Raw genomic sequence first — 11697 nt, forward strand, 5'->3', positions numbered from 1 at the left:
TCGGTGTGGCTGGTCGTCCTCGCCGTGCGGCTGTGGCGCCCTTACCGTCGGGTAGGGCAGCGACTGCTTCAGGCATAGACTCCTGGGCATGGCCGGGACGACAGAGCTGACCGACGTCACGCGGGATGAGGGGGCGTTGCGGCGGTTCCTGCACGGGCTGCCCGGGGTGGACGCGGTGGGGATCGAGCAGCGCAGTGCCGGGCTCGCCACCCGCAGCATCAAGAAGGCCAGCAAGCTGCGGGCGATCGAGTTGGCCATCTCCATGGTCGATCTGACCACCCTTGAGGGCGCGGACACGCACGGCAAGATCCGCTCCCTGTGCGCCAAGGCGAAGCGGCCCGAAGCGGGGGTTTCGCACGTTGCCGCTGTCTGTGTCTACCCGGATCTGGTGGCGACGGCGAAGGAAGCCCTCGATGGGGCGCCGGTGCGGATCGCGAGTGTGGCGACGGCGTTCCCGTCCGGGCGGTCGAGCAGGCAGGTGAAGCTCGCCGACACGGAGTTCGCGGTGGCCCAGGGCGCGACCGAGGTGGACATGGTGATCGACCGGGGCGCGTTCCTGTCCGGCCGCTACGGCCAGGTCTTCGAGGAGATCCAGGCGGTCAAGGCGGCGGCGGGGAGCGCGCACCTCAAGGTCATCCTGGAGACCGGTGAGCTCGCGACCTACGACAACGTGCGCCGCGCGTCCTGGCTGGCGCTGCTCGCCGGTGGCGACTTCATCAAGACCTCCACCGGCAAGGTCTCCCCCGCCGCGACGCTCCCGGTGACCAACGTGATGCTCCAGGCCGTGCGCGACTGGCACGGCGTCACCGGCGAGCTCCGCGGCGTCAAACCCGCGGGCGGCATCCGCACGACGAAGGACGCCATCCGGCACCTGGTCGCGGTCAACGAGGTCGCCGGACCGGAGTGGCTGACCCCGGACCTGTTCCGCTTCGGCGCGTCCAGCCTGCTCAACGACCTGCTCATGCAGCGGCGGACCCAACTCGACGGCCACTACAGCGGCCCGGACTACGTGACGGTGGACTGAGATGACCAGGGAGCACGCGCCGATGACCTGGGAGTACGCGCCCGCGCCGGAGTCGCGGGCCATCGCCAACCTCAAGCCGGGTTACCGGATGTTCGTCGACGGCGAGTTCGTCGACGGCACCGGCGAGCCGCTCAAGAGCGTCAACCCGGCCACCGAGGAGGTGTTGGCCGAGGTCAGCACGGCGAGCGCGGCCGATGTCGACAAGGCGGTGAAGGCCGCGCACCGCGCCTACGACAAGACGTGGGGGCGGATGCCGGGCGCCGAGCGGGCCAAGTACATCTTCCGGATCGCCCGGATGATCGCGGAGCGGGCGCGCGAGCTGGCGGTGCTGGAGAGCCTGGACAACGGCAAGCCGATCCGGGAGTCGCGGGACACCGACGTGCCCACCGCCGCCGCGCACTTCTTCTACCACGCGGGCTGGGCCGACAAGCTGGAGTACGCGGGCTACGGCCCCGACCCGAGGCCGCTCGGCGTGGCGGGCCAGGTGATCCCGTGGAACTTCCCGCTGCTGATGGCGGCGTGGAAGATCGCGCCCGCGCTGGCCTGCGGGAACACCGTGGTGCTCAAGCCAGCCGAGACGACCCCGCTGACCGCGCTGGTGCTGGCCGAGATCATCCAGCAGGCCGAGCTGCCGCCGGGCGTGGTCAACATCATCCCGGGGGCGGGCGACGTCGGCGCGGAGCTGGTGAACCACCCCGGGGTGAACAAGGTGGCGTTCACCGGGTCCACCGAGGTCGGCAAGGTCATCCAGGCGTCGCTGGCGGGCACCGGGAAGAAGCTGACCCTGGAGCTGGGCGGCAAGGCGGCGAACATCGTGTTCGACGACGCCCCGCTCGACCAGGCCGTCGAGGGGATCGTCAACGGCATCTTCTTCAACCAGGGCCACGTGTGCTGCGCCGGGTCCCGGCTGCTGGTGCAGGAGTCGATCGCCGAGGAGCTGCTGGACCGGCTGCGCGCCAGGGTGAGCACGCTGCGGCTGGGCGACCCGCTGGACAAGAACACCGACATCGGCGCGATCAACTCCCGCGAGCAGCTCACCAAGATCACCGAGCTGGTCGCGGCGGGCGAGCAGGAGGGCGCGCAGCGGTGGACCAGCCCGTGCCCGCTGCCGGACAAGGGCTTCTACTTCGCGCCGACCGTGTTCGCCGGCGTCACCCAGTCCATGCGGATCGCCCGGGAGGAGATCTTCGGGCCGGTGCTGTCCGTGCTCACCTTCCGCACCCCGGAGGAGGCGCTGGCCAAGGCCAACAACACCCCGTACGGGCTCTCCGCCGGGGTGTGGACGGAGAAGGGCTCGCGCATCCTGTGGCTGGCCGACAAGCTGCGCGCGGGCGTGGTGTGGGCCAACACGTTCAACCGCTTCGACCCGACCGCCCCGTTCGGCGGCTACCAGGAGTCGGGCTTCGGCCGCGAGGGCGGCCGCGCCGGGCTGGAGGCGTACCTCGATGTCTGACCGCGTGCCGGTGTCCAAGACCTACAAGCTGTACCTGGGCGGGGCGTTCCCCCGCTCGGAGTCCGGCCGCACCTACCCGGTGTCCGACGCGAAGGGCCGGTTCCTGGCCAACGCGGCACAGGGCTCCCGCAAGGACCTGCGGGACGCGGTGGTCGCCGCGCGCGGGGCGTTCGGCGGGTGGTCCGGCGCGACCGCGTACAACCGCGGCCAGGTGATCTACCGGGTGGCCGAGCTGCTGGAGGGCAGGCGGGAGCAGTTCGCCGCCGAGGTGGCCGCGGGCGAGGGCGTGCCGAGCAGGCGCGCGGAGTCCCTTGTGGACACAGCGGTGGACCGGCTGGTCTGGTACGCGGGCTGGACGGACAAGATCGCCGCCGTGCTGGGCGGGGCGAACCCGGTCGCCGGGCCGTACTTCTCGTTCTCGGTGCCGGAGCCGACCGGGGTGGTCGGGGTGCTGGCGCCGCAGCGCTCGTCGCTGTTGGGCCTGGTCAGCGTGCTGGCGCCGGTGCTCGCCGTCGGCGCGACGGCGGTGGTGGTGACCAGCCAGGACCGACCGCTGCCCGCGATCACGCTGTCCGAGGTGCTGGCCACCTCGGACGTGCCCGGCGGCGTGGTGAACCTGCTGACCGGCCACACCGCCGAGTTGGCGCCGTGGCTGGCCGCGCACGCCGACGTCAACGCGCTCGACCTGACCGGGGCGCCCGCCGAGCTGCGGGCGGACCTGGAGCGGGCGGCGGCGGGCACGGTGAAGCGGGTGCTGCGCGCGCCGTCGACCGAACCGGATTGGCAGGAGCGGCCGGACATCCGCCGGTTGCGACCACTGCTGGAGACGAAAACCGTGTGGCATCCCATGGGTGTCTAGTACCGGCTGGGATGTCCGGGTCGGTTCCACGCGGGCGCGGGGCGTGCCATGGTGTCACTCGCGATCATTGGTCTGGACCTATGTCCGGGTGAGCGAGGGGATCGGGACGTGCGCGGGACCACTGTCTTACCGGGAACACCCGACCTGCGGCCGCGGTCGGGTGAGCTGCCGATGCACCGGCTGGAGGTGCCGGACAACGCCCCGCCGTTCGTGGTCGGCACGTTCGACCAGGTCGGCCCGCTCTCCCGGGCCGCGTTCCCGCACCGGCACACCTTCTACGAGATCGTGCACATCACCGCGGGCAGCGGCACCCACGTCGTCGACCTGGCGCACTGGGAGGTGCGGCCACCGCACCTCGGCGTGATCACCCCCGGCCAGGTGCACCACTGGGCGGACGCGCACGACCTCAACGGCACCGTCGTGCTGTTCACCGACGACTTCCTGCTCGACCACCCGGCCGACCGGGACCGGCTGCGCAGGCTCGCCGATCGGCCGTGGTCCACCCTCGACCCCCGCGCGCACGGGCAGACCGAGCGGCTGCTCGCCGAACTGGTCGACGAGTACCGCTCCGGCGGCGACGGCGCGCACACCACCCTGCGGGCACTGCTGCACGTCCTGGTGGTGCGCGCCGGTCGGCTGCCGGAGACCCCCGCCGCCGCGCCGCCCGCGCCAGCCCGCGCGGGCTCCGTCGCCGAGGAGTTCACCCAGCTCACCAACCGGGTGGACCTCGACCTGTGGTCGGTGCGCGCCTACGCCGAGCACATCGGCGTCACCCCCGGCTACCTCACCGAGGCGGTCAAGGCGGCAACCGGGCGAACCCCGTCGGAACTGGTCCGGCAGGCCCGCGCGGCCGAGGCGAAACGGTTGTTGGCCCGCACAGATCTGACCGTCCGTCAAGTGGCGGGCCGGGTCGGATTCGCCGACGCCGCCTATTTCTGCCGCTTCTTCCGACGGGAGGCCGGGGTCAGTCCCGGCGATTTCCGGAGAAACGGCGAGTCCCGTTAACGACCAACATGTGAATATCGTCAACAGTGGTAACAGACACCCTCGGATACACCACGTCCGACCGCGCCAGTCCATCGTCGCGGTCCGACCGGGTACGTAGGTTCGTGTTCATTCCCCGGCGCCCCCACCCAAAGGAGCTAGGCATGGACGCGCCCCTGCACGGCGACGACAGCACGAACGAGGTACAACCCCCGGCGGGCAAGCAGGTCAGCCGGAAAGCGGTGCTCCGCGCGGCGCTCGCCGCCGGTGTCGCCGCCCCCATCGCGCTCGTCGGCGTTCCCGCCCTCGCGCGCACCCGGTCCGAGGACGCCGCCAACGGCGCGCTGCTGGAACTGACCCCCGACTGCAACGACGGCGACTCGCCGACCATCGAGCAGACCGAGGGCCCGTACTTCAAGCCCGGTTCGCCCGAGCGCACCAACATCGTGGAGCAGGGCTACCCGGGCACCGCGCTGGTCGTCAGCGGCTACGTGTTCGGCCGGAACTGCCAGCCGCTGGCCAACGTGCTGATGGACTTCTGGCAGGCCGACAACGGTGGCAACTACGACAACACCACCTACCGCTACCGCGGCCACCAGTACACCGACGCGTCGGGCAAGTTCTCCCTGACCACGATCGTGCCCGGCCTCTACCCCGGCCGCACCCGGCACATCCACGTCAAGCTGCAGAACCCCGGCGGCCGCGTGGTCACCACCCAGCTCTACTTCCCCGGTGAGCCGCGCAACAACACCGACACCATCTACGACCCCCGGCTGCTGATGAACGTGCAGACCGTGGGCAACGGCAAGACCGGGTCGTACGACTTCGTGCTCAACGTGGTCGGCACCCCGCCCACCACCACGACCACCCGGCCGACCAACACCACCACCACCAAGCCCACCAGCAGCACCAGCAACCCGACGACCACCACCACGGCCCCCGGGGGCACCTGGGCGGCGGGCACCAACTACGCGGCGGGCGCCAAGGTGACCTACGGCGGCGTCAGCTACACCTGCCTGCAGGGCCACCTGGCCCAGGCCGGTTGGGAGCCGCCGAACGTGCCCGCCCTGTGGCGCGTCGGCTGAGTCCCCACGTTCCACCCCTCGTCCCCGGTAGCCCTGTGCTGAGGACGTGACGCGGATGCCCCGGTAGGCCTGCTACCGGGGCATCCGTGTGTTCAGCGGCCGGTGGCTAGGCGGGTCCGACCAAGGCCGCGGCGAACTGGTCGGCGAGCGGGTCGAGGTGGCCGACCATGGCCGCGACGCAGCCGACCAGGTAGCGCTCGCGGTCCACCCTGGCGAAGTCCACCCGCCAGCCCGCGAACAGGGCCAACTGGCGGAAGAACGCCCTTTGCGCGCGGCCATTGCCCTCGCGGAAAGGGTGCACGACGTTTACTTCGGCGAAGTAATAGGTGAAGCGCTCGAGGAATTCCACGCGGTCCGCCGAACCGAGGAACTGCTCCGCGCGCAGCTTCGCGAAGAGGTCTTCCAACGCCGGTTCCACATGCCGCCAGTGCGCGAAAGGGGAACCGCCGCGGAACAAGTCCACCTGCCGCGGTCGCCCGGCCCAGGGATAGATGTCGCCGAACAGGTGGCGGTGGAACGCGAACAGGTGCGCGGTGTCGTAAGAGCCGGGTAGCGGGAACCGCTTGAGCTCCTCGTCGCGCAGGAAGGCGACATCGCGCTCGGCCTCGGCGAGGGACACGGGATCGGTGAAACCGTGGATGTTGCGCAGCACCCCGGTGTCGGGGTCGACGTACGGATCGGTCACGGGCGCCGCCCGGACGCGCGCGGGTGGGATAACACCCGGGGAACTTCCTTGTGCTGTTGTGGACTGCTGTTGTGGAGTGCTGTGGGCTGCCCGGCTGTGGACTACCTGGCGTCGAGCAGGTGGCGCAACCGCCGCCGGACGGCCTCGTCGGTGCTGGTCTCCCCCTCGGCGACCGCGCCCGCGGCGGCGACCGCGCACTCGGAGACCGCCATCCCCTCCAGGTGGACGCTGGCCGCGGCCTCGGCGACCGCGGTGGCCGGGTCGCTGATCATCCGACCGAAGAACCGGGCCATCACCGACTCGGACAGCCGCGCGGTGCTCGGGGCCGAGTCCGGCAGGTCGCCGCGGGCGGCCCGCCAGGGTTCTTCCTCGTGCGTCATGGCGCTGAGCTGGTGCCGGTCGAACTTGCCATAGCGACCCACCACGGTGTCAACCAGTTTCGCGTCCTCGGCGGTCAACCTGCCGCCGTCGCCCTCCGGCCAACACCCGACCTCGCGGGTGCCCTCGTGCCTGCGGTAGACCGCCGGGACCACCGGTCCGGCCGTCCACGCCTCGATGGCGTCCGGGAACAGCGGCTCGCCGGTGCCGCCCAGGTGCCAGCCCTGGGTGTAGTAGAGCAGTTTCTGCAGCTTCATCGGCGACTCCGGGCCGGTGCGGTCCAGGATCGCGGCCACCACGTCGTGCACTGACGCCACGTCCACTCCTCACTGCCCCGAGCCGGTACCCCACCATGATATCGGCTCCGACCAGGGGATGGGCCCGACTTCGCCCCCGAATCGGTGGTTTGTCCCCTGCCGGGCCCGGCAGGGGACGCCCCGGCGGCGGCGGATGAGCGGATGCACGTGAACCGGGATCGCTCCCGACCCGGCCACGGGCTCGAGTGGACAGTCCGAACGGGATGCGGGAACCATTGGCGGACAAGCACATCCGGCGGTCGACGCGGGCACCCGGGCGGGTGCGGACCGGGCGGCGGGGCGGTCGGGGTCGACGGCGGTTTCACCCCGGTGAACCCGCTCCCGTTCGACCTGCACTCCCTATGTTCCGATCGGTGATCCGCACCCCGTAGGCTGCCGACGCGTCGCGCGGTTTTCGCGCGCGCACCGTACGCCGATGGCTGCGCGACCAGGAGGACCTCCAATGGCCCAGGACATCGTCCCGATCGAGCTGGGGTTGCCGCAGGGTGACGTCGTCACGCTGTGGGCGCCGCGGTGGCGGGAAGACGGTGAGGAGTGGGAGGCGTTCCTCGGCCACGAGGACGACCTCTACGCCTTCCCGGACGCCGCGCACCTGGCCGCGTTCGTGCGGACCACCGAGGAGCACGACCTGTCCGACCACCCGGCCTGGCACCTGGTGCCCGCGCTGTCGGTGGCCGAGCTGATGCCCGACGAGGCGCACCAGTTCGACCTGGTCGGCGTGCCGGAGCTGGTGGCGGAGGAGCCGGACACCTGGACCATCGGCGAGCTGGCCGACATCATCGGGATCGTGCGCGCGCTGGCCGACGTGTGCGAGCTGGACGAGGTGCACGAGGTCCTCAACGCCGCCGACGGGTTCGCCGTGCTGGAGCAGGGCACGTTCCCGTTCACCGGCCGCGACGGCGAGCGGCTGTGGACCGACCTGGCGGAGACCATCTCCGAGCGCTGGGACGAGGTGCTCGACGCGCTGGACTCGGTGGTGACCGTGCCGGACGTGGACGAGACCGCGCTGGAGAAGAGTGCCGAGGAGCTGGTCGCGTTCCACGCGGAGGCCGCCGAGGCCGCCGCCGACGAGGACGACATCGAGCCGGTCGAGGACACCGAGGACGACACAGACACCGCGGACAACACCGCGGCCGTGGACGCCGAGGGCAGCGAAGACGCCGAGGAGGTCGAGGACGAGCCGGTCGGGTTCTGGGCCGAGGTCGGCATCGACCCCATCAAGATCATCAGCGACGGCAGCGAGTACTACACGCTGCGCTGCTACCTCGACGACGAGCCGGTCTTCCTCGGCACCGACGGCAAGATCGACGTGGCGACCACGCCGCGCGCGCTGGCCAAGTACCTGGCCACCGCCGACCTGGCCGACAACGACCTGGCCGAGGTCTCCACCTGGGACGAGGTGTCGAACAAGGCGAACGACGGCAGCCTGGAGATCACCGTCGACACCGACAACACCTACGTGCTGCAGGGCCTCGGCGACGACCTGGGCGAGGGCGTGGACGCGGTCGACCCGGTGCAGTTGGACCTGGCCGTCGAACTGCTCACCGACGCCGCCGACTGGGCGGGCGACGACAAGGTGGCCGAGGCGTTCAACCAGTCCGAGGCGCTGGGCTGGCTGGTCAGCTTCATCCTGGCCCCGGACCCGACCCGGATGGCGCCGAGCGCGCCGTTCACCGCCGAGTCGGCGTCGTGGAACCAGTTGGTGCAGGACTTCGAGGACCGGCTCGTCACCCACTGACCGCCGGATACTGACCACCGGATCACGCGCGAGGGCCACCCGTCCGGGTGGCCCTTGTGGACGGTCAGCCCGCGCCGAGCAGCCTGGCGTAACCCGGTTTGATCACCGTGTCGATGATCTCCAGGCGGTGTTCGAAGTCGAGGAACGCCGACTTCATCGCGTTGATGGTGAACCAGCGCAGGTCGGCCCAGCCGTAGCCGAACGCCTTGACCAGCGCCGCCAGCTCGCTGCTCACCGTGCACCCGCTCATCAGCCGGTTGTCCGTGTTGACCGTCACCCGGAAGCGCAGCTCGGTCAGCAACCCGATGGGGTGCTCGGCGATCGAGGCCGCCGCCCCGGTCTGCAGGTTCGACGTGGGGCACAGCTCCAGCGGGATGCGCCGGTCGCGCACGTAGGACGCCAGCGGTCCGAGCCGGACGGTGCCGTCCGGGTCGACCGAGATGTCGTCCACGATGCGCACCCCGTGGCCGAGCCGCTCGGCGCCGCAGTGCTGGATGGCCTCCCAGATCGACGGCAGCCCGAACGCCTCGCCCGCGTGGATGGTGAAGTGCGCGTTCTGCTGCCGGAGGTACTCGAACGCGTCGAGGTTGCGGGTGGGCGGGAACCCGGCCTCCGGCCCGGCGATGTCGAACCCGACGACCCCGGTGTCCCGGTGGCGCACGGCGAGTTCGGCGATTTCCAGCGACCGCGCGTTCTGCCGCATGGCGCACAGCAGGGTGCCGACCCGGATCACCCGACCCGCTGCGGCGGCCCGCCGCTCGCCCTCGCGGAACCCGGCCTGCACGGCCGCCACGATGGTGTCGAGGTCCAGTCCGCGTTCGGTGAACAGCTCGGGCGCGTACCGCACCTCGGCGTACACGACTCCATCCGCAGCAAGGTCCTCCGCGCATTCGGCTGCCACCCGAACGAGTGCTTCTTGGTCCTGCATGACACCGCAGGTGTGCGCGAAGGTCTCCAGGTACCGGACCAGTGACCCGGAGTCGGCCGCGTCCCGGAACCACCGGCCGAGCGCGTCCGGGTCGGTGGTGGGCAGCGCGTCGTACCCCGTCCGAGCGGCGAGGTCGACCACCGTCGCGGGCCGCAGCCCGCCGTCGAGGTGGTCGTGCAGCAGCACTTTCGGCGCCGCGCGCAGGGTCTCGGCGGTCAGCGGCGCGGGGGTTGGCGTGGCCATGCCGGTCACGGTACCGACCCCCTCGGCGCCACCCGATCAGGTAGCCGACTGGTCACGTAAGGTGTGTCCAACCGTCCGGATACCGCTGGATGGCCGTCGACCAAACGGGTTAAACCCGCGGGTCGAGCCCGACGTACGACCAACGGGTGGTGTATGGACGCCTTCTGGGACTGGCTAGGCTCCCCTGCGTCCGCCCCAACGTCTCTTCCCGTCCCCGCTCACTCTCCCTCCCCCAGGACGAAGGTCACCTCCGTGAACGAAAACAACCCCACGGTGTCGTTCGACCGGATGCGCAACATGCTCACCCGCGCGGCCGAGATCCGTGAGAGCGAACAGCAGCAGATCTTCGACGCCCTGGACGAGATCCACGCGCGGCTGTCCCCGCTGGAGTCCATCGGCTCGGTGCGCAAGCGGCTCTCCGAGATGCCCGACCGCACCGAGGTCGGCGTGCTGGCCGAGCGGCTGGACGCGGCGATGACCAAGCTGGACGCGCAGGACGCCGCGATCGCCGCCATCGGCCGCGCGGTGGAGAGCATCGTGGACAAGCTCGCCACCCCGTTCGCCCAGCTCGACGGCCGCCTGGACGGGGTGGCGGGCCGGTTCGAGGGTGTCGCGGGCCGGATGGACGGCCTGGAGGACAAGCTGGCCAGCATCCACCGCCGCATCGACGAGCTCGACGGCCACCTGGACAAGCAGGACAACAAGATCGAGCAGGTGCCCGGCTCGGTGCACGGCCCGGTCCGCGAGCGCATCGAGATCCTGGAGACCGCCCTGCGCGGCCGCATCGACGAGGTCGACGAGGGCGTGCACGAGCACCTCGACGGCACCAAGGACACCCTGGCCCGCACCGTCGGCGAGGCCACCGACGCCGTCCGCGGCGTGCTCACCGAGTCGACCAACGCCCTGCACGGCCGGTTGACCGAAACCTCGGACGCCCTGCACGCCAAGCACGACACCGCCTCCAGCACCCTGTCCGAGGTCAAGACCGCCGTCAACGACTCCCGCGACGCCGTTTACAGCCGCCTCGACGAGGCCACCGACGCCCTGCAGGACGCCCTGCGCGAGACCAAGGAAACGGTCGACGCCAGCGACCGCCTGGAGTCCCTGGCGCAGCGCCTGGAGAAGGTCACCACCCGCCTCGACGAGATGGCCACCCGCCTCGACACGGTGGAGGACGGCTTCACCGCCCGCCTCGCCGACCTCGGCGGCTCACTCGAACGCGGCCTGAACAAGGTCGAAGGCACCCTCTCCAACCGCCCCGACTCCGACTCGGTGGAAACGTTGGTCCGCCGCAGCAACGACGAGTCCGTCCGCCGCATCGGCGGCCACCTGGACGAGGCCATGGCCACCTTCGCCGAACTCATGCTCGGCGGCTCCCAGCCCACCCCGCCCCCACCCACCACCCTCCCCCGCCAGGGCACCCGCCGCCGCCCGACCACCAAAACGGCCCCCCAGTCCTCAGACAAGTCCCGCGACGACAACCCCGAAGACTCCGACATCGCCGCAGGCGCCTAACACCACCTGTACCGCCGAAGCCCCGCCCTCCCACCAGGAAGGCGGGGTTTCCCCTATCTCAACTACTTGACGCCAATAGAAACAGCTCCCAACACCCCTCATCGACAAAGCCCCACTCCCGCACCACGCACCTCGAAACCAACCCCCATATCGACGAAGCGCCATTCTCGCCCCGCGCGCCTCGAAACCCACCGACACCCACCGCCTGCCGGGCCAAAGCACCACAACACTCTCGCCCCGCGCGCCTCGGGACCCGCCGATGCCAACTGCCCGTTGTGGTGGAGTTGTTTTGTTTGGGGGGAGCGGTGGCCTAAGCCGGCGGGCGGGTAAGGCCACGCTTTCCAGTGGCCCCGCCTTTTTGCCTTACCCAGGCTGCCGCTAGGGGCCCCAAACAAAACAACTTCACCACAACGGGCACTTCAGCTTTAATCTGGCGCCCGGGGCCGGCGTCGCCGAAGGCGACAAGGCCGAAACCCGAGCGCAGCGAG

10 protein-coding genes are annotated in these 11697 nt (G+C 70.8%); 7 read left to right on the forward strand and 3 right to left on the reverse strand.

What is annotated here, in order from left to right; translation table 11 throughout:
- The first annotated feature begins 88 nt into the window (after nt 1–88).
- The 5 genes from deoC (at nt 89) to H504_RS0121880 (ending at nt 5405) form a co-directional block, all read left to right on the forward strand.
- Nucleotides 89–1024 (forward strand): deoxyribose-phosphate aldolase, encoded by a 936-nt coding sequence (gene deoC / locus H504_RS0121860; protein ID WP_026424519.1) that lies wholly within the window; start codon nt 89–91, stop codon nt 1022–1024.
- Nucleotides 1025–1046: 22 nt separating this feature from the next.
- Nucleotides 1047–2477 (forward strand): aldehyde dehydrogenase family protein, encoded by a 1431-nt coding sequence (locus tag H504_RS0121865; RefSeq protein WP_026424520.1) that lies wholly within the window; start codon nt 1047–1049, stop codon nt 2475–2477.
- A complete protein-coding gene (locus H504_RS0121870; protein WP_026424521.1) occupies nt 2470–3336 on the forward strand; it encodes an aldehyde dehydrogenase family protein in 867 nt (288 codons plus the stop codon). Before H504_RS0121865 ends, H504_RS0121870 begins: the two co-directional genes overlap by 8 nt.
- Before the next feature lie 108 nt (nt 3337–3444).
- The gene (locus tag H504_RS0121875) at nt 3445–4341 is read left to right on the forward strand and encodes a helix-turn-helix transcriptional regulator (RefSeq protein WP_026424522.1); all 897 of its coding nucleotides are present in this window, start codon (nt 3445–3447) and stop codon (nt 4339–4341) included.
- A 143-nt stretch (nt 4342–4484) separates the two neighbouring features.
- Entirely contained in the window at nt 4485–5405 is a 921-nt protein-coding gene (locus H504_RS0121880) for a dioxygenase family protein (protein WP_051386118.1), read from the forward strand.
- 106 nt (nt 5406–5511) lie between these two features.
- Here H504_RS0121880 and H504_RS0121885 read toward each other — a convergent pair whose 3' ends face one another.
- Nucleotides 5512–6090, reverse strand: coding sequence for a Fic/DOC family protein (locus H504_RS0121885; protein ID WP_026424524.1), 579 nt, complete (start codon nt 6088–6090; stop codon nt 5512–5514).
- A gap of 101 nt (nt 6091–6191) precedes the next feature.
- Nucleotides 6192–6785 carry a Panacea domain-containing protein gene (locus tag H504_RS0121890; RefSeq protein WP_026424525.1) on the reverse strand — a complete coding sequence of 198 codons (594 nt, stop codon included), beginning with the start codon at nt 6783–6785 and terminating at the stop codon, nt 6192–6194.
- 442 nt (nt 6786–7227) lie between these two features.
- On the opposite strand from H504_RS0121890, the gene H504_RS0121895 reads away from it, so the two are divergent.
- On the forward strand, nt 7228–8523 hold the full coding sequence (locus H504_RS0121895; protein WP_026424526.1) for a hypothetical protein: 1296 nt from the start codon (nt 7228–7230) through the stop codon (nt 8521–8523).
- A gap of 64 nt (nt 8524–8587) precedes the next feature.
- On the opposite strand, the gene H504_RS0121900 is transcribed toward H504_RS0121895, so the two are convergent.
- Nucleotides 8588–9694 (reverse strand): adenosine deaminase, encoded by a 1107-nt coding sequence (locus H504_RS0121900; RefSeq protein WP_026424527.1) that lies wholly within the window; start codon nt 9692–9694, stop codon nt 8588–8590.
- A 252-nt stretch (nt 9695–9946) separates the two neighbouring features.
- On the opposite strand from H504_RS0121900, the gene H504_RS0121905 reads away from it, so the two are divergent.
- Nucleotides 9947–11209: a hypothetical protein gene (locus H504_RS0121905; protein ID WP_035305288.1), complete on the forward strand. Its 1263-nt coding sequence runs from the start codon at nt 9947–9949 to the stop codon at nt 11207–11209.
- Nucleotides 11210–11697: the final 488 nt, after the last annotated feature.

The organism is Actinokineospora inagensis DSM 44258 (assembly GCF_000482865.1).
Taxonomy (GTDB): domain Bacteria; phylum Actinomycetota; class Actinomycetes; order Mycobacteriales; family Pseudonocardiaceae; genus Actinokineospora; species Actinokineospora inagensis.

Coding starts and splice junctions, on each gene's coding strand:
- H504_RS0121865 (WP_026424520.1), top strand. CDS start 1,047: ATGACCTGGGAGTACGCGCCCGCGCCGGAGTCGCGGGCCATCGCCAAC.
- H504_RS0121870 (WP_026424521.1), top strand. CDS start 2,470: ATGTCTGACCGCGTGCCGGTGTCCAAGACCTACAAGCTGTACCTGGGC.
- deoC (WP_026424519.1), top strand. CDS start 89: ATGGCCGGGACGACAGAGCTGACCGACGTCACGCGGGATGAGGGGGCG.
- H504_RS0121900 (WP_026424527.1), bottom strand. CDS start 9,694: ATGGCCACGCCAACCCCCGCGCCGCTGACCGCCGAGACCCTGCGCGCG.
- H504_RS0121895 (WP_026424526.1), top strand. CDS start 7,228: ATGGCCCAGGACATCGTCCCGATCGAGCTGGGGTTGCCGCAGGGTGAC.
- H504_RS0121880 (WP_051386118.1), top strand. CDS start 4,485: ATGGACGCGCCCCTGCACGGCGACGACAGCACGAACGAGGTACAACCC.